This is a genomic window from Paenibacillus vortex V453 (genome assembly GCF_000193415.1).
In the GTDB taxonomy this organism is placed as follows: domain Bacteria; phylum Bacillota; class Bacilli; order Paenibacillales; family Paenibacillaceae; genus Paenibacillus_AQ; species Paenibacillus_AQ glucanolyticus.
In genome coordinates this window covers 1-18,403 of record NZ_ADHJ01000009.1, presented here as the reverse complement: position 1 = coordinate 18,403, position 18,403 = coordinate 1, and the positions used below count along the sequence as shown (strand labels likewise).

The window sequence follows — 18,403 nt, the reverse complement described above, 5'->3', positions numbered from 1 at the left end:
TCCCCCTTTAATTTATACGAAAATGATGAAGCATCCTAAGATGATTAGTCCAAGTATAAAAGAGGATGTAACGCTTACATAGGGGATATAATTCAGTCCATAGAGGGACAAAATTCAGGATTTGCCCGATACTCCGACGGCGTCTGTCCCGTCCATTTCTTGAACAGGCGGTTAAAATACTTAATATCCTCATAGCCGATTTCATTTGCGATTTCACTGATTTTGGCCGGCGTTTCCCTCAGCAGAGTCATTGCTTTCCGCAGCTTCGCCTGGGTCACGAATTCAATGTAATTCTGCCCGGTCTCCTTCTTGAACATCTCGCTGAAATAATTGGGATTCATATGAACATGCTTGGCCACTTGCTGAAGCGACAGGCTCTGCCCCAGATGCTCATGAATGAAGGAGATCGCCCTGTGAACAGGACTGGTTGTCGACACCATGTCCCGGTACTGCTTCATGATGAGTCCAAGGGAATCGATCAGCACCTTCTCCGGCTTCTTCGTTAAATCGCGGATATCAAAGTTGTCCTCAATCTTCACCGGACTGGTGTAGCCGATGGACGTTGCAGCGCGTATCAGCCAGCGCTGTCCCGAGACGAGCAGGGAATGCAGATAAGCCTGAACCGAGCCGGGTGTCGCCTGGCTCTGACTTTGGATGCGTTCCAGCACATCCGCAACCCATGCCTCCAAATCGACGGATTGCCCTGAGCGCAGAAGGGAGGAGAGCTCGGTTTCTTCTTCCATCGAACAGACCGTCTCAATGCCTTTCCGCCCTTCGATGTCCTCATAACGGATATGCCGTTCCGAATGGAGCAGCCACTCGTAGGAGCTGGCTTCCACCGCCGTCTTCAGCGCACGATCCAGCTCGCGAACACTGGACACCGGTCGGCCGCTGGCTGCCTTAATGCGGCAGGCGTGAGTCGATTCCAGCTTTCGCAGCGCGGAATCCACGCGCCCCCAGCCATCGCCTGGCTCTGTGCGCACCAGCAGAAGCAGGGAACCATTCCACTCCAGCCAGGCACCATGCAGCCCTTCTGCCAGCTCCGTCCCGAGTAAGCTGTGTCGTTCGCCAAGGGTCAAGTGCTCCAACTCATCCTGATGTAACGGATGAACCGACAGCATCCAGATCTGCAGAACGGAGCCGGGCGTTGTCAACCTCAATTCAGGATATCTCTCCCACAATTCATTCTCGGCATGCTCATCCAGTGAAACTCCCGATGCAAGCAGCCTCCTCAGGAACCCCCGGTTGACCACCATTTCCTGGGCCTTCCCCTTCGCTTGATGAAGTCTGTGCTGCAGGATTCGCTCTCTCGCTTGAACTGCAGCTTCGATAATTTCCCCGGGTCTGCTCGTCTTCAGCAAGTAGTCACTCACGCCTTCACGCATCGCCTGCTGTGCATACGTAAATTCATCAAAGCCCGATATGACAATGATTTCGATCTCGGGAAACCGCTGCTTAACTTGATGAGCCATGTCCAAACCGCTCAGGCCGGTCATGCGAATATCAGTAAATATAATTTCGGGCATATCGACGGGAATACGCTGAAGGGCTTCCTCTGCCGAAGCCGCGGGCGCCAGCACCGTAAAGCCGTTATCCGCCCAATTGATCACTGTACTCAGCCCATTTCGAATGATTACTTCATCATCAACGATCAGTACCTTCAAGGTCGTCATCCCCTTTGCTGGATATTTCAGTTTGTTGAATATCAGTTAGGTCCGGTATCGTAAACATAACCCGTGTTCCGGCCCCTTCCGTACTGTCCACACGCAATCCTGCATCCTTGCCGTAATGGAGGAGCAGCCGCTTATGGACATTTCGCAGCCCGTAGCTTCCGCCCGGGGTTTGCCCCTTCTCGTATTGCAATGGATTCTCTACCAGCTGATCCTGAAGCCATTTCAGACGATCCGGCGTCATCCCGATTCCATCATCCTCCACCACGAAGTGAATCCCCTCGCTGCCATGCCGACCTTGTATCGTAATCGTCCCCATTCCGTCACGGCTCAATATGCCGTGCAGCATGGAATTTTCGACGAGCGGCTGCAGCAGCAGCTTCAACATGGTGTGCTGATGAAGTGTCTCCTCGACATGAACCTCAAACGAGAATTTCTCCGGATACCGAATGGTTTGGATGTTCACATAGTGACGGACATGCATAATCTCCTGCTGGATCGTGCAGTATTCCTGGCCATTGTTCAAGCTGAACCGCAGGAAATCACTGAGTGATCCGACCATCTCGGCTATCTTCACATCCTGGTTCATCAGCGCCAGCCAATGAATCGAAGACAGCGTATTGTATAGGAAGTGCGGATTAATCTGCACCTGCAGTGCATGCATATCCGCCTCCTTTTTCAGCGACTCATTGAGTTTCACTTCATCGGTAAGTTTCACGATCCGGGAACTTAACCGGTTGTAACTGATAATAAGCTGTCCAACCTCATCAATTGTCTTCACCGGCAGCGCAGGCAGCGGCTCCTCCGGGCTCGAATTCTTGAGAAACTTCGTTAACACAGACAACGGATTCGTAATCTTCTGAATCAAGAAGAGAACCAATATAATGGCGAGCAGGATGGCCACGGTTACGGCAACCGCCGTCAATTTGATGAAATACTGGTTCTGGGAACGGTATTCCTCTGAGGGAATGATGCCGACCAGCTTCCAGTTCACACTCGACATTTTCTTATAGAGAATGGTCTTCTTATTGCCGCCCTCTCCATAGTCCATATTCCCGCTAAGCCCCTCGAACTCTTCAATCGAAGGATAATAGTCTGCCAGGGTAAGATTCGTCTCCATATCCGGCGGACCGGCAATAATCCGGTTGTTCTCATCAAGCAGGAGGACAAAGCCGGTCTTCTCCAAGACGGCCTGCCTGAATTGATTGGCAATGACGCCTTGATCCAGGTTGATCTGCAGATTCCCGATCGGCTTGTATTTATCCGTGCTGCGAATCGGCCTGGCCAGCGTGATGACCTTTCTCATGCCTTCAAATGTCCACTGTCGGTGAACAAAAGACCACCATTTGGGATGATGCTCATAATAATCCGGGATCTCCTCGGTAATATTCCGGAACTCGGAACGCACTAATGACTTATGCGAGATCGGATCCTTGCTGCCGAGCGGTTCGACAATGATATTGGCGATATAATCCTTGGAGAAGGCCAGATTCGTCAGGAAGTTAATGACCGTTAGTCTGCTGGACATAGTTGCTCTCCTCTGTCTTGAGGTAGGATTGGACCCCGGTGTGCCCGATGAGGAATAGCGAGATATTCTCGACGTCCTTCACCATCGTGTCCAAGTAAGCTTCCAGTTGGCGGAGCGTATTCATCCCCGTAATCTTGGCTTTCTCTTCCGTCAGGCTCTTGGCCTATGTTAAAAGAGAAAATACCAAGAAATAACAGCGGCACCAGCGTAGCTATAATAATAAGCAACGATAATTTATGCTTTAGCGATTTCCCAAGCCATTGCTGCATAAATACACCCCGTTCGAGTCCATATGGTATGGGCTTGTTATATTACTTAACATTGAAGGCGTTTACTTCAAAAACATTCTCTTTCCGTTGCAAAAAGGTGTCAGGTTTATTAACTATCTTAGAGGAATCTTAAGACTCAAGTAAATGGTAATAAAGACCTATGAATAGAGATAAAACCATCTTTCATATAGGGTATACTCCCCATGGTCGCCGACCCGCTTCGGTGATGCAAACCGCGTTGACTCTTGATAAGCGCAGCAAAAAAAGGGCGCTGCAGCGCCCTTTTAAATAGAAAATCACATCACCCGATCCAAATTCCAACCTTCCAGTTCATGCTTATATCCTTCTGCTGGTATGCATATATATGTAGTTCTAAAGTTCCGCATCGATAAACGGTAATTTACCTCTGCTCTTCCAAACGATCATATTCCATGCGATCCACCACAAATCGATTCGACTCTTCATCATACCGGTAGGTTATTTGGAGATCACCCGCAAAACCGGCTGGACTTATGCTCCCAGCTGCGAGCGTAACAAGCCGCCCTTCTTCGATGCTGTGTCTGACTACAGCTCCAAAACCCAACTTGTCATTCAGATAGCTTTTATCCTCGGAGTCATCCTCAATTCTCTGAACGGTTTCCTTCCCGTCGATCACAATCTTCACGGCGATGTAATCCGCAAACTTCTCGATGCTGGACTCCACATGACCTGCTACCGCCTGATCCAACGATTCAATAGGAATTTCCTTCAGGGTTTCAGCGTCCACCACATGTGTCTTGCCAATATAAATACCCGTCCCGGTCCCATCCACATAGAACACAACCACTTCCGGCTTGCCATCACCCGTCATATCCCGATATTGAATGATCGGTTTACGCGTACCATCACCACCGTACCAATCCGCAAAAACTTGCCTTCTCCCTTCTACCTCTACCACCATTCCTTCATATCTTCCGTATTTCGTAGCGCTTACCGGGTACAACTTCACATCAGGGTTCTCCTCTGCTGTCGAAACGTCCACCTCCGGCGTATAGACGTAAATCATTCTTTCCTTCGAATCCCAGCCTACCTCTGCATTATGCAGCTCCGCTATGAATCGAACCGGAACCATAATTCGGCCATCCTTTAAATACGCGGGAACGGACAGCGAATACGCCTTCCCTTGCCCCTTGGCCTCCCGGCTTCCCATCTTCAGCGTGACTTGATCTGTGCTTGTGCTGACGGTTACCGTCTTGGTCTTGTTGTTCCATTGAAGCTGCGTGGGCTTCAAGTATTCCTTAATCACGCGCAAGGGAACCAGCGCCGTCTGATTCACGATAACAGGATTGACATCGAGCGTAACCATCCAATGATTAATGTTCAATTCCATTTCCTTCTGCGGTGCGGCTTTGGCCTGTACCTGTGCCTGTACCATCGTACTCATCAGCATCGTGGACGCCATAGCGCCGATCACCGCCATTTTCGCCCATTTCCGGGTTGTCATGTTCTCTAATCTCCTTGGCTAATAATATATGAAATAATTCGTATATAACTAAGACGCAAGTTGACCGGTATTGGTTGTCCATGTCACGCAAAAAATAAGCCGCTCAAGCATATCATCACTTGAGCGGCTCACCCGGATTGGTCGGAGGAAATCTATGCCATCATGATCGAATAACTGTCAGGCCTACGGACGCGGCTTCCGATATTTCTCCGTGCGTTCATCCTCGATGACACCCTTCCAGTTTAAACCGAAGGCAAAATCATAGGTGTGATTCTCGGAGTCGGTATGGCATTCCATATCAAACGCCACATCCTCAAGCTGTTCCTCCACGGTCTTCATATTGGCCGGCATCTGCATGGGCAGCAGGCCTGACGGCTCCACTTCACCCGCAAGCACCTCCATGATGGCTTGATCCAGAACGCCGAAATTCACAAGAATCGCATCCACTTCGGCTTCAAACTCCTCAACCACAGTCGGATTGGACAACAGCATGGATACGATGACCGGTTTGCCGTTCAGCGCTTTCTTCGTTTCCAGTACCATGTCGAGATCGGCCGCATTCTGAGGCGTAACGGATTTGCCCCGATAGGAACGGTTCAGCACATCCGTTGTCCGTGTATCACCGGCCAGACTCACTTCACGGGCATGCTCTGCCGTATACGTCTTGTACTGCAGGCTCATCGGCACGTAGCCGTTGCCTCCCTGATCCTCATCTTCTTGGCTATACCCGGTTCCGGATTTCGGCGTACTGATAAAGACAAGCCCGAAATCCGCCTCGTCCGGATGCTCCGCGAGTTCGAAGTATTTGGCCACGATGTCCAGATTAACCGGATACTCCAGGCTTTCCGGCGTGGGGTTGCCAAACCAATCCTGTCCTGCAGCCATAAAGCGCTTCGGAATGTAGACCTTGCTCTTCCGCTCGACGGGAAGCACGCCATTTTTATTTTTCAGCATGACGATCGATTTTAGCTGGGCTTCATAACCTTCACGCATAAACTCCGGATTTCCGACCATACGGGAGCTCTCCAACGGATCAACATAAGGGTTCTCAAACAGCCCCAGTCGAAACATATTGCTCAGCAGGCGCACGGCCGATTGTTCAAAGCGTTCACGCATATACGTCTCGCCATGCTCCCGGACACCCATGTGATAGGCAGCCAGCACCGGTTCCATCTCATTGTTGCCGCCAAATTGGTCAACGCCTGCCATCAACAGCTTGTAATGCCGCTCTGCTACCGTCAATCCTTCGACACCCCACGGCTTCCCGCTTAGGAAAGAGTCACGGGGACCGGACTCATCGGCCGTAATCGCCCAGTCCGTGCAGACAACACCGTCGTAGCCGTATTTTTCCCGGAGCAGGTCCTTGATCAGATAGGAGTTATATGAATTGCCAACGTTCTCCCCGTTGACGGTATCCTGGTTCATCGAAATGGTGTAATACGGCATCACAGCGGAAGCCATTCCCGTCTTGCCCTCCAGCTTAAAAGCCCCCTCTACAAACGGAATGAAGTGCTCGTGAAAATTATTACCCGGATAAACCGCATATTTCCCGCTGCTGTAATGCGCGTCCCTGCCTGCCTCGCCGGAACCGCCGCCCGGCCAGTGCTTCACCATGGCGTTGACACTGTCGTACCCCCAGCCTTCGGATATCTCCCGGTCCCCCTCCGATGTCTGAAAGCCATCCACGTAGGCGCGGGCCATATCGGTTGTCAAACGTGAATCCTCGCCGAAGGTGCCGTTAAAGCGGAACCAGCGCGGCTCTGTTGCGATATCGATCTGTGGGGAGAGCGCCGTTGCAAGGCCCATGGCACGATATTCTTTGGAAGCCATCTCGCCAAATTTCTTCGTGATGTCCGGATCAAACGTAGCGGCCAGGCCCAGCGTCTCCGGCCACATGGAGATCCGTCCTCCCGAGCCGGCGTTAAACTCCGAGCTGGCACTCCGTCGCTGTGCCTTGGGTCCGAGCTGTTATTGGCAGGAATGCCAAGTCCCGTGCGTTCCGCGTATGCCTGCACCTTATTGTTCCAGCGTGCCGCCACTTCCGGACTCTCGACCGTGGTCACCAGCACATGACGCACATGGTCCTGGGCCAGAAAGGCCAGCTGCTCATCCGTCAGCTCCCATGGCTTCACGCCACTCTCCTCGTAGGATTTACCGCCATAGGTAGCCGAGAACCAGCCCCCGCTGGCAGCCGGAATCGACTGATGCCTGCTGTACAGCATCAGGCCGGCGATTTGCTCTATGGTCATTTTGGAAGCCAAGTCCTTGGCACGCTCCTTAGGCGTCAACCGCCAATCCTCATATCGGTCCAGCCTACCGTCACGGCTCAAATCCTTGAAATACAGTCCATCCATCTCGATAATTGCCACACCTGATTCGGACGAGTATCCCAGCTTAGGACCTCCCGGATTGTCGATATAGCGAATGTTGTCTCCATTTCCCGGGATCGTTTGGGTTGTCTGATTGATCTGATGGTTCATTGTGATTCCCTCCACTCCAAGTTTGTCTGCTCTTTCGCTCTGCGCCAGCTATGGACTTTCCGTTATACGTTCTGTACGCTCGGTGCCGTGAGGTCCGGGGAAGGATTCATATCTCCTTCCGTTGCAACCGGCTCCCCGATTTCAGGCAGCGGCTTAATGGATATCATCCCGATCATCATGAATACGGAGAGGGCGATATAGAAGAAGGTCCAGTCCCCGATACCCATCATGGTGCCTGCACCCAGCAGGAACGGCGCGATCGCAGGCACGATGGATTGCGGCAGCGCATTCGCCACGTTCATGATGCCAAAGTCTTTTGCAGAATCCTCCTTGCGGGGCAGAATCCGCGCAACCAGCGCCATATCCACAGCTGAGAAGCATCCATAACCGAGACCCAGAACCGCGGAAGCGATAACATAGGCAAGATAATTCGGAACAAAAGCAAAGACCAGCGTGGCCAAAATCATAATGAAAGCCGACATGTACAGAAACGGTTTTTGCTTACGGAACTTATCCGACAGCATCCCGCCAAATATGCTGGTAACCGCCAGTCGCCACCATTGGAGATGATGTTCACCGGTTGCCACACTGGCTGTCGCCTGAGCTTCGGTATAGCCCATCCGGTTGACCAGCATAACGGTAAAATAAAGACTGCTGCAGTAACCCATCATCAGGAGAAACTTCGAAATAACCGCCCAGGTGAAAGCCGGATACCGGCGCGGGCTTGGGTAGACCTTGCTGAGCTTTTCGCCAAACGGGATTTTCTCTTGCTGCTTATGGACGATATCCACTTTGCCTTCCTGGATCAGGAACAGACTGAGGACTGGACCAACCACTCCGATCACCGCGAGCAAAGTCCACTTCGCTGCGGAAGAAACATCCGTCAGGAAGGTCATCATGACCATGCCGACCGCAATCGCTACCGGCAGCACCAATCCCAGAAGCCCGGATACCGTGCCTTGTTTCTCCTGCTTGACCTGATCCGGGATGAGCGCGGTGTACGCCGCCATTCCGAAGTTAAAGAACAATTGCGCAATTGCCCAGCCGATAATAATGAGCCACAACGAGGACGTCATGCCGATCATGAGAAGAGACGCGCAGCCGAACAAGGGACCGATCAGAATCCATGTACGCCGCCGTCCAAACGACAGGTTCGTACGGTCACTGATCGCGCCGCCGAGCGGATTGCCGATAAGAGCGAAGAATGCCCCGATGCCTGCCACCAGACCATAGGAGGATGTATATCCGTTCGGGTCGATTTCAATCATTTTGAAAGTCAGCAACAAGGTTGCAGGTGTCATTAATGCCAGCATCATGCAGCCATAACCTAGCATAATACCGAAAGTCAGTCTGCCAAACGATGTTTGCACCTGCCCTTTCACCTTAGCTTCAGCCATTGATATAACCCCCTAATTATTATGAAAACGATTACAGTTTTATTATAAAAGAAACCGCCTTCATCAAGACAGGCGGCTGCTTACAGAGTTCTACGCTTATTTTTAACATCTTTTTGTAAACGTTTTCCTAACTTCAATAGAAGGAGATTAAGAATTGACACAATTCAATCATACGTAGGTGTCAGCTCTATGAGCGCTACCCCGTGGGGCTCAAGATTGAAGCAGACGGTTAGTGCCGCCCCGGGCTCTGCATCGACATATGACACGTGCCGGCGGGGACAGGAACTCGCCTTAAGATACTGCACGTCCTCCTTCGTTAGGGATTCCGGGGCTCCCATCGCGACCCAGGCATCATAACTGCTTCCTTGGTTGCGGTCGATCGTGTGCTTCACCATTTTGAACCGGCCATCCGGAACGTTCATGAGGGCTATGTCTATTTTTAATGTCCGCTCATGCTTGAAGCCGTTATAACGATGTGTATGATCAATAAAAGAGATATCGCCCATGGCGTACAGGTCGTCGAAGTGGCAGTAATTATACGTGAGAATCTGATACCCGCCGTCTCCGGCACTCACGATATATCCCTCACCCTGAGCCAGTACGGTGTGACCCAGCTTCGATAACAGCTCATAGGCATGCATCGCAGCCTTCGGGATCCCATATTGCGCAATCAGGCCGAGGCCTCCATGGAACAGCTCCCGGGACGGAAAGGTCTCCTCAATGTTGTCGCTGAGGACCCAGTACCCGAATCCATGGATAACATCCAGATTATCGAGCAGATTCTTCACGATATAAGCGGCCTTGTACACCGTATCGTTCGTGAGCTCGCGGTGGTATGCCGTCGAATTCCATTCGGTAAGATAAATCTCGCAGCCCGACAATCCGTACGCTGCAAGCAGCTCAAGCTCAGCGTTCAGTCTTTCCTTCAAGAAATCAGGATTTGGCGATATCCCGCCAAATTCCTCAAGCAGCTGGTAATAGGGGTCGGTATCGAGCATTTGTCCGATAAACTCCGCGTTCACCATATCCTCGATGCGCTCGTGCGGATAGAAGTGAAGCGGAATAAAATCCGGCTGGCAGGCGTGATGTCGGCAAAACTCGAAAAAATCCTTAACGATGGAGACGGAATCCACCGTAATGATCCTTCCCGGAGCGCCGATCTGGAGCGACTGTGATATTCTTTTCACCGTCTGATAGGTCCTTAAATACAGCGCCCTGTATTCATCCTGTGAGGCAGGCCAGAATATATGGAACTCGGGCTCATTCCAGAATTCAAACTTCCAGTTCTCCACCTCCGCCGCTCCGTAACGGTTCATGCAGTGCCTAATCAACCGATCCACAAGCTCACACCATCTATCCACGGATTTGGGAGGACTGGTGTAACTGGCCCGGTAGAATACCGTTTGGTCCGGATCGGAGGCCAGAGCGGAGGGCATGAATCCCAGCTCGATAAAAGGCTTCAGTCCAATGGACAGCAAGAAGTCAAACAGTTGGTCCACATAACGAAAATTATAACGGGACTGCCCTGCCTCGTCCTCATGGTACACCATCATCCCGTCATCAAAGATGCCGTGGAACCGCAAATACTGAAAAGGACTTCGCCGCTGCACATACTTCAGATGCTGCTGTACATCGGCATGCAGCCCCTCCTTGGCTTTTCCAATGGTAATCAGGCTCTTCCAGGTATGCTTGACGGTTGTTCCAACCCGTGCCGCATCGATTTCATAAGCTCTTGTTTCCAGGGTCTCCACCTTCCGGACCTCTCTGGACTTGCTTCGCTCCAGAAACTGGTGGATGATGCCCAGCGCACTCGAATGATTAAAATTCAGATAATGGGAGGAAATGTCCTCCTTCTTCCGGGGGGCCATCTCCGGACGATACTGCTTCCGATACTCATGCGGCGTCATATGGTATCGGTTCTTAAAGGCGGTATAGAATGACTTGGCATTCGGAAAACCGTGATTCAAGGCCAGGTCCGCAATCGGAAGCTCCTCGCGTAACAGCAGGTCTTCGACCGCATGCTTCAGACGGATGCTGGTCAGATAGGATTGAAAATTCAATCCGATGTTCTCACTGAAAAATTTGGACAGATATGGCACCGAGAGAAATTCACGCTCCGCTAGGGACTGAAGCGATATGGCGTCTCTGTAGTGCTCATCGATATAAGTGATAATGCGCAACATGCGCTCCATATACTTCTCGTTCATCGCGCCGCTGGAGCCGCTTGTCCGAAATTGCTTCATGAGGATGGAGAATACGGCCAGCATCCGAATGCCCATGTCCAGTTCGTAAGCTTCCCCCTTCTTATTGCTCAGCTGCACCATCTCGGCCAGCAATTGCAGAATTTGATCAAGCGCGCTGCGCTGCTCAGGTCGTACCGTTCCGGATTCGCATTGGAACGAAATACGCTCAATCCCCTTAATGTTCTCTTTGAGATAAGACAAGGGAATTAGAAACGTAGCGATAATGTTTTGATCGAGACCCATCACTTCATGAACGTGACACGGATTGATCAGGAACACATCGCCCTCTGCCAGCTTGTGCTGCTGACTCCCTACTGTGACCTCAAGATTCCCGCTCAGCACAAAAATAATCTCCACACTGTTATGCCAGTGGCTCGGTACATAATTCACCCTGTGCAGGGACACGTCAAAAGGCAGCTCGTCTCCCGTCTCCACCAATTCATAGATGGATGTCTTCAATTCATTTTCCTCCTTTTCTTTGCTTTAGCGGAAGTTATGTATTTTTGGCTTCATATGCAAATTTCATTACAACGTCCCCTGCATTATGTTAAAGTTAGATCGTATTGTTATATTCTGGAATACGAAGCATGCTGAAATTGCCCTCTCTTCTAATCTTATAGGTATGTAGACCTATGATGCAAATACCAGGAGGATCCTATGAAAAAAATGTTTAGCCTTTACCGGAAAGTATTCACGATGAACCGAATGGGTTCCTCCTTAAGGCAGGCCTATGGCTCTTACCCGATACCTCCGGTGATCCATCGTTTGCTTGAGCTTAGCCAAGAATACACCGCAAAGGGCTTTGACATGAGCTGGATCGGCTTCCGGATGACAGGTTCCTATGCGCCGTATTCCATTACTCCTCCTGACTTGATTCCCTTCGCAGAAACCGGCGGGGGTGGCATTCATTTTGGCTTCTTGACCGATTTCGGCAAGGTAAAGAATCTTGAGTCTGCCGCCATCGTCTGCGTTACCCCAACCAACGATCCCCCGATTCGTTTGATTGCGCGCAATATGGCGGAATTTCTGGATCTGGTGGTCTCGGTTCCGCATGCAGAGCATCTGGAATCATGGTGGGCGTGTACGGATGAAGAAATGAAGCGTCAGGAAGAAGCACAATTCGAGGCGGAATCTCCCGTTCCAATTACCCACACCCGGAAGGAGATTTTCGAGCGTCTGAGATCTGAATTCGGGGCCAAACCCAGAGCCGTTCTCCCTTATTTACGGGAGGTTCTTCGGGAAAGAGAATCGAGCTGTTCTCTGTTAACGCTGGATGGATTAGGCGTTATGGGCGAAGATGCGCCATCGGAACGCTTCGACTTCGATGCAAGCAGAGCCGAGACGAAGAGGGAGCTAAGCCGGATGCGCACCTACCTGTCGAATGCATCCAGCACGGCAGCGAAACTGGCATTCATCCGTGACGCCAACTATTGGTATGTCCTGGACCGTGATCAACCGTCGCCTGTATCCAAGCTGCTTCGGGAGACCATGCTGTCGCTTGATCTTCAGGATGAGGCAGCAAGAATGTTTGATATCGACTTAGTAAAAAAACACCTTGAAGGGAGGTGAGTTTATGGAATCTAGCGGGATGACCATGTTTGACATATGGCCGATGTTGATCATTATCGTTTACGGGCTTTTTATACTCCTTGGATTATGCGCGTTGTATCTGCTTATCAAGCTGATGATGCGGGCCATAACCGCACTTGAACTCTACATCGATGAGAAAAGAAACCGACGGCTGTAAAGGTGGAGCTTCGGATAATCGAGGGTTGAAGCCACGGAGTATGCTGTCATAAAGTCCAGGGAACCAGAAATGAAAGGATAAACCAAAAAGCCAATGCTCTATGCATTCTGTCCCTGCACTAGGTAATACTTCGATATGGGGTGTTTCGGGATAGGGTTTCTGCGGTTTTTTAGATGTGGCACGGATGCTTGATTTTTTTTGTATTCCTTAGGCCGCCAGATTCTGCTTCTGCCCACATCAGCCTCCTTCCGAAATCTCGGAGAGGGGGCTTTTTTATGCCTCTTTTTTACATGGATGGATCATCCATGACAGGGCCTAATCCAAGGGAACCTTACCTGCTTCCACGGAACCGGAACGTACATTTCATCAATAACACAATGGCACAGCCTAGCATTATTGTGGATTACTCCTGCTGCGATGCCATCACGAACGAATCCTTGGAGGAGCAGTAACTTTACAACATCAGTGCCCTTGAGAAGCCCGTACAGCTGTTACCGGGCTTTTCAGCAAGAAGAAATTCCCCGCTGGTTTCTTCATCTATAGGAATGTGATAGATTTAATGGATAACTTAGAATGATTTCTCTTAGGAGACCGCCTTATTATGAACCCAAACCTAACGTTAGATGATATACAGTGGCAGACGCTCATTCAGCAGACAGCCGGTTATTTCAGCGACCTGACCCTCAAACGGGGATTTCAATACTACAAGCAGGGCCGTGTCCATGCAAGCGAGCTGACAGACTCTTCCGGGATTATAGAAGCCGCTGTGGACGGGACGGAAACCTACCGTACCCGGCTTCATATTCATTCCCTGAATGACAGCGAGTGCAGCTGTCCCGTTAAGGAAGGCTGCAAGCATATGGTGGCCGTTCTCCTTGACTATGCCCAGCTTCAGGGGAGGTCTGTTCATGCTCTGGTAAACGCGCATTCCACCTCGTATGCCCCCGCCGCTTCTTATGCTCAGAACGAAGCTCGCTCCGGTCACATACAAGGACGCCCTGCGGCCGGTACCTCGAAATGGCGAGTGCAGGCAGACCATTTGCCCGAGCTGCCGATCTCCGCATGGCATGAGCTGTTTGAATTGTGCACGGCATCCCTGGGAGCTAACACGCAGAATTCGTTTTACGCCAAAAATGCGCTGGCCTCCCTGCACCACATCAAACCGCCGATGCCGCCGGATATGGATCCATTATACGAGCTCCATGCCCATCTCTTTATTCTGGAGAAGCTGGTCAAGCAGCCCGCCAGTGCCTGGAATGCCTCAGGCTCTTACATTGGCTATCATACGCAGATCGCTGCGGATCATATTCAGGCCCGAATGGAACACATCTTCAAGGAAGGTCTTGAGGGCATCGAGCCCAAAGAGGCGTTCGGACAGCGATTGACCGAGACCAATGCCTATGTCCGGCAGAGCATGCTGAGCGAACCGAGGAACCGTAAATTTTAATGCCCAGGTCTACATGCAGCTCTGGATTCACTGGATCTATCCGCTTGCGAAACATAATGCCAGCTTGATCCAAGCGGAGCTGGAGCAGCTTCAGACAGCCGAAGCGGAATTCGGCAGCACGCTCTCACGGGCCTCATGGTTTACGGCGCAAGGCTTAATGTCCTTCTATCTTGGAGAAGATGAAACGTCCTGGAATCTGCTCCGGGAAGCAGACAAGATCAGCAGCCTTCCCCCGGCTGCAGTCCTCGGCTTCTTTGACATGCTGCACGCCGCCCAGGAATGGGACAGGCTGGCCCAGTGGCTCCCCGAGATCGGCCCCCTGCTCGGCAGTCACCGAAACGAGCACCTCAGCAGTTATCAATATTACTGGGATGCCGTCATTCAGCATCTGCCCGAGAAGGCTGAGCGGATGTGGAACAGTCTCGCGGCTATGCTGCCTTACTCGAAGGACATCTACCAGAATGCCTTAATCACGCATGGCAGATGGCGGGAATGGATCGACTACCAATTAAGCACAGGCCGGGAACCGCTGGAGCTTCGGGTCAGCGAGCTTGCCCCGATTGAGAAGAATGCGCCCGAATTGCTGCTGCCTTTTTACCATCAGGCGGTCGAACGGTACATCCTTCACAAGAACCGTGCCGGCTATAAAGCAGCCGTCAAGCTGCTCAAGCGATTAGCCAAGCTATATAAGAAACTCAAGCAGCAGGAGCGCTGGGATCTGTTCATTGTCGCTTTGTCGGTGCGTAACAGCAGGCTGCGCGCATTTCAGGAAGAGCTTCGGAGAGGAAAGCTGATATCATGAGCAGACACACGGAAACCATCACAGTCCATATGGCATTAAGCGAATACGGAGATGCCGTGATATACGGCTCTACCGTCATGCGTGGTTACGTGTCCGGGACATATTTGAAGCATCGATTATTCGCGTGGCATGAAGTCTCCTTCTATGGTACAGAGCTTACCGTTCAAGCCGTTCAGGATATGGAAGTGGTCATTCTGCCTTCCGAGCAGGTAATCCCCTTCTTCGCGGACGGGCGGCTGCTCGAACATATTGAATGGGTATGGGATGAGGCGTGCCTCCCCTTCGTTGAGCTTGCGCCTTCGCTTGCGAATTGCATCCAAGACAAGAAATACGCGCCAAGCTTGAGCGCCTTCAAGTCAGGCAAGCTGCAATGGGTGTGGGATGCGGAGGCTTTTACACCGGAAGAACTGAACCGTATCTCCCTGCTCCACGAGGACGAGATGTGGGATGAGGGCTTGCGAGCCACGTTCTCTGCCGCTGTTCAAGACCAGTGCTATGGCAGTGAAGAGGCGGCGGCTGACCTGCGCAGGGAATATCCCCTCCTCTTCTCGCAAAACCGCACAGCAGCCGAAGGCATGGATGACAAGCAATGGCTGATTGCAATCGGTTGGCGACCGGATACCGCTCCATTCCGACCGCTTCTTCAACTGTTGGAGCCGGACGAAGAAGCCCCCGAGTGGCGGCTTAAGCTCGTACTGCAAGATAAGCAGGACGCCGCAGGGCTTGCAGCCGTTCGCCTGGTTGAAGACGGCCAGGTATTCGGCTCCTGGCCGGAGACATGGACGGCGCATATCAAGGAGCGATCCCCCGGCTGGCTCCAAGGTCTGCAAGCAGCACTTCCGGCAAGGGTGCTTCATGCACCGGAAGATGATGTGCTCGGAAAGCCTCTGTCCGACGAAGCCGCCTGGCAGTTCCTGACTGTAGACAGTCAGCGGCTGCTGCAGTCGGGCTGGCTTGTGCTGCTGCCTGCCTGGTGGGAAGCAGCGAGCCGGAAGAAGCCCAAGCTGCGGGCAAAGGTACGCTCCGGCGAAGGCGAGAACGCGGAGCGAAGCAGCGGCGGCTCCCTGTTCGGTCTGGATGCACTAGTGAATTTCGATTGGCGCATCGCCATCGGGGAAGCAACCCTGTCCGAGGACGAATTCGCGGAGCTGGTTGCCCGGAACGAACGACTTGTCCGGTTCCGGGGCCAATGGATTCCGCTGGACCCGGCTCTGGTCGCTCAGATCCGCCAGATGATGGCAGGGGTGGACCGCGAGGATGGTCTGTCCTTTCAGGATATTCTGCATCTCCATCTGCTTGGCAACAGCGATGAGACGGAGCCGCCCCCGCAGAACGGGGAGGAAGCGCAGGACCCGGAACGGATCAAGCTCGAGGTTGAGCTGAACGAGCATCTCGTGAAGCTCATCGGCCAGCTCGGCCGGCAAAACGAATGGCCGAGCCTGCCCGTCCCGGATGGGCTGAAGGCTGTAGCTTCGGACTTACCAGCATGACGGCTTCGCTTGGCTTGCCTTCTTGCGGCGATATGGGCTTGGAGCCTGTCTTGCCGATGACATGGGCCTTGGTAAAACGGTACAGTTTATTGCCTACCTGCTGCATGTAAAAGAGATGACGATGCAGCGGGAAGAGAGACGGCTCCCTTCCCTGCTGATCTGTCCTACCTCGGTGCTCGGCAACTGGCAGAAGGAGCTGGAACGGTTTGCACCGTCACTCCAGGTCATGCTCCACTATGGCGGCAAAAGAAGCACCAGCGAGGATTTCTATAAGGAGGCCTACCAGGCCGACATTATCCTGACTTCATATGCTACAGCGACGCTCGACCAAGAAATGTTACGGGATATGAAATGGGAAACAATCGGCATCGATGAAGCGCAAAACATCAAGAATGCAGACACCAAACAATCCGCCGCCGTGCGAAGCCTCCCGGCAAGACACCGTGTTGCCTTAACCGGCACGCCGATTGAGAACCGGCTGTCGGAGCTGTGGTCCATCTATGACTTCATCAATCCCGGCTATCTTGGAAGCCTGCGCGCGTTCAACGCCCGGTTCATTCAAGCAATCGAGAAGGACAGGAACGAACAACGCACGGCGGATCTTCAGAAGCTAATCAAACCGTTCATGCTTCGCCGCAAGAAAAAAGATCCCGCAATCCAGCTCGATCTGCCGGACAAAAACGAGATGAAGACCTATATCCATCTGACCGCCGAGCAAGGAGCGCTCTATGATCAGACGGTGAACAGCCTTCTGGAGCGCATGCAGAAGCTCGAGGGCATCGAGCGCAAAGGCGCCATCCTGGCTGCCCTGACGCAGTTCAAGCAGCTCTGCGATCATCCCGCTCTGCTTACAAAGGAACCGCTCCCGGAGGTGCCCGGGGGCGGCGGCTTGCTGGATACCGAAGCCGTTGTTGGCCGTTCGGCCAAGCTGGAGCGGCTTCTGTCCATGGTCAAGGAGCTACGCGACGAAGGGGAGCGTTGCCTGATCTTCACCCAGTATATCGGCATGGGCGAGATGATGCGGCAGGTGCTGCATCAAGAGCTTGGAGAGCCTGTACTGTACTTGAACGGCAGCACGCCCAAGCGGACGCGCGACCACATGATCGAGCAGTTCCAGTCCCAGACGCTTCCGGCCGATGAGCAGCCGAATGTTATGATTCTCTCGATCAAAGCCGGCGGAGTCGGCCTGAATCTGACCGCCGCGAATCACGTGTTCCACTTCGACCGCTGGTGGAACCCGGCGGTCGAGAATCAGGCAACGGACCGCGCCTATCGGATGGGTCAGACCAAGGATGTCCAGGTGTACAAATTCATCTCCATGGGCACGCTCGAAGAGCGGATCGATGAGATGCTGGAGAGCAAGCAGCAGCTCAGCGATCAGGTCATCGCAAGCAGCGAGGGCTGGATCACCGAGCTGTCCACCGATGAGCTGAAAGACCTGTTCACGCTGCGGCGTGACTGGGCGTAATCTCAGCTGTTAAGGCGAACCCATATACAGCAAAGAGATAGCCAAAAAGCCCCGTGTGCTAACACGGGGCTTTTTGTATTAAACAACTTAAGAGCTTAACCAGCTCCTTGCTTGCTTACTTCATGAATTTGGTGGGTGTGGGCACTTAACTAACGGACTGAGCAGACGTTATTTTGCATAAACTCGGCAATTTTGAAATCTAACGGACATGAAATACGCTAATTACGGTAAAAGACAGTAGACTCATCAGATACTGGCCCTTTAACGTCTCTCCTGTCCGTTACGTTTAAAATAATGCCGTTATTGTCAGAATAACGGCGTTGAGGTCCGTTGCACGGTAGTTTGTGGAGTTGCCAGAGTACCGGGAGTAGCAGAGTAA

Annotated in this window: 11 protein-coding genes and 2 pseudogenes; 6 read left to right on the top strand and 7 right to left on the bottom strand. The window is 52.2% G+C overall.

The features are described 5' to 3' along the window. Positions 1 to 92: 92 nt before the first annotated feature. From PVOR_RS04100 to PVOR_RS04070, 7 genes and pseudogenes are all read right to left on the bottom strand, one after another. Positions 93 to 1,673: a response regulator transcription factor gene (locus tag PVOR_RS04100; RefSeq protein WP_231887985.1), complete on the bottom strand. Its 1,581-nt coding sequence runs from the start codon at positions 1,671 to 1,673 to the stop codon at positions 93 to 95. Next, positions 1,645 to 3,198: a sensor histidine kinase gene (locus tag PVOR_RS04095; protein WP_006207817.1), complete on the bottom strand. Its 1,554-nt coding sequence runs from the start codon at positions 3,196 to 3,198 to the stop codon at positions 1,645 to 1,647. The genes PVOR_RS04100 and PVOR_RS04095 overlap by 29 nt, the downstream gene beginning before the upstream one ends. Continuing rightward, entirely contained in the window at positions 3,173 to 3,322 is a 150-nt protein-coding gene (locus PVOR_RS31340) for a hypothetical protein (protein WP_006207816.1), read from the bottom strand. Before PVOR_RS31340 ends, PVOR_RS04095 begins: the two co-directional genes overlap by 26 nt. A 545-nt stretch (positions 3,323 to 3,867) precedes the next feature. Beyond that, the gene (locus tag PVOR_RS04085) at positions 3,868 to 4,950 is read right to left on the bottom strand and encodes a copper amine oxidase N-terminal domain-containing protein (protein WP_006207815.1); all 1,083 of its coding nucleotides are present in this window, start codon (positions 4,948 to 4,950) and stop codon (positions 3,868 to 3,870) included. 183 nt (positions 4,951 to 5,133) lie between these two features. After that, positions 5,134 to 7,430 (bottom strand): annotated as a pseudogene (locus PVOR_RS04080) (glycoside hydrolase family 3 N-terminal domain-containing protein). Positions 7,431 to 7,492: 62 nt separating this feature from the next. Continuing rightward, positions 7,493 to 8,827 carry an MFS transporter gene (locus PVOR_RS04075; RefSeq protein WP_006207814.1) on the bottom strand — a complete coding sequence of 445 codons (1,335 nt, stop codon included), beginning with the start codon at positions 8,825 to 8,827 and terminating at the stop codon, positions 7,493 to 7,495. 164 nt (positions 8,828 to 8,991) lie between these two features. Continuing rightward, positions 8,992 to 11,529, bottom strand: a complete 2,538-nt coding sequence (locus PVOR_RS04070; protein ID WP_006207813.1) for a GH39 family glycosyl hydrolase — start codon at positions 11,527 to 11,529, stop codon at positions 8,992 to 8,994. Between the two features lie 198 nt (positions 11,530 to 11,727). Here PVOR_RS04070 and PVOR_RS04065 point away from each other — a divergent pair, with 198 nt between their 5' ends. The 6 genes and pseudogenes from PVOR_RS04065 to PVOR_RS04050 all read left to right on the top strand — a co-directional run bounded on the left by PVOR_RS04065 (position 11,728) and on the right by PVOR_RS04050 (position 18,024). Then, entirely contained in the window at positions 11,728 to 12,639 is a 912-nt protein-coding gene (locus PVOR_RS04065) for an SMI1/KNR4 family protein (RefSeq protein WP_006207812.1), read from the top strand. A gap of 4 nt (positions 12,640 to 12,643) precedes the next feature. Further along, entirely contained in the window at positions 12,644 to 12,817 is a 174-nt protein-coding gene (locus PVOR_RS30920; protein WP_006207811.1) for a hypothetical protein, read from the top strand. A 275-nt stretch (positions 12,818 to 13,092) separates the two neighbouring features. Further along, a complete protein-coding gene (locus tag PVOR_RS30525) occupies positions 13,093 to 13,269 on the top strand; it encodes a hypothetical protein (RefSeq protein ID WP_006207810.1) in 177 nt (58 codons plus the stop codon). A 149-nt stretch (positions 13,270 to 13,418) separates the two neighbouring features. Next, positions 13,419 to 14,264 (top strand): SWIM zinc finger family protein, encoded by an 846-nt coding sequence (locus tag PVOR_RS31335; RefSeq protein WP_040680182.1) that lies wholly within the window; start codon positions 13,419 to 13,421, stop codon positions 14,262 to 14,264. Between the two features lie 13 nt (positions 14,265 to 14,277). Next, positions 14,278 to 15,066, top strand: a complete 789-nt coding sequence (locus PVOR_RS31330; RefSeq protein WP_234972773.1) for a hypothetical protein — start codon at positions 14,278 to 14,280, stop codon at positions 15,064 to 15,066. After that, positions 15,063 to 18,024 (top strand): annotated as a pseudogene (locus tag PVOR_RS04050) (DEAD/DEAH box helicase). Before PVOR_RS31330 ends, PVOR_RS04050 begins: the two are co-directional and overlap by 4 nt. The last annotated feature ends 379 nt before the right edge of the window (positions 18,025 to 18,403 follow it).

Excerpts from the sequence above, each read along its gene's own strand:
- PVOR_RS30920 (WP_006207811.1), top strand. The coding sequence starts at position 12,644 with ATGGAATCTAGCGGGATGACCATGTTTGACATATGGCCGATGTTGATC.
- PVOR_RS31335 (WP_040680182.1), top strand. The coding sequence starts at position 13,419 with ATGAACCCAAACCTAACGTTAGATGATATACAGTGGCAGACGCTCATT.
- PVOR_RS04065 (WP_006207812.1), top strand. The coding sequence starts at position 11,728 with ATGAAAAAAATGTTTAGCCTTTACCGGAAAGTATTCACGATGAACCGA.
- PVOR_RS31330 (WP_234972773.1), top strand. The coding sequence starts at position 14,278 with ATGCAGCTCTGGATTCACTGGATCTATCCGCTTGCGAAACATAATGCC.
- PVOR_RS04085 (WP_006207815.1), bottom strand. The coding sequence starts at position 4,950 with ATGACAACCCGGAAATGGGCGAAAATGGCGGTGATCGGCGCTATGGCG.
- PVOR_RS04075 (WP_006207814.1), bottom strand. The coding sequence starts at position 8,827 with ATGGCTGAAGCTAAGGTGAAAGGGCAGGTGCAAACATCGTTTGGCAGA.
- PVOR_RS30525 (WP_006207810.1), top strand. The coding sequence starts at position 13,093 with ATGCCTCTTTTTTACATGGATGGATCATCCATGACAGGGCCTAATCCA.
- PVOR_RS04095 (WP_006207817.1), bottom strand. The coding sequence starts at position 3,198 with ATGTCCAGCAGACTAACGGTCATTAACTTCCTGACGAATCTGGCCTTC.
- PVOR_RS04100 (WP_231887985.1), bottom strand. The coding sequence starts at position 1,673 with ATGACGACCTTGAAGGTACTGATCGTTGATGATGAAGTAATCATTCGA.
- PVOR_RS31340 (WP_006207816.1), bottom strand. The coding sequence starts at position 3,322 with ATGAATACGCTCCGCCAACTGGAAGCTTACTTGGACACGATGGTGAAG.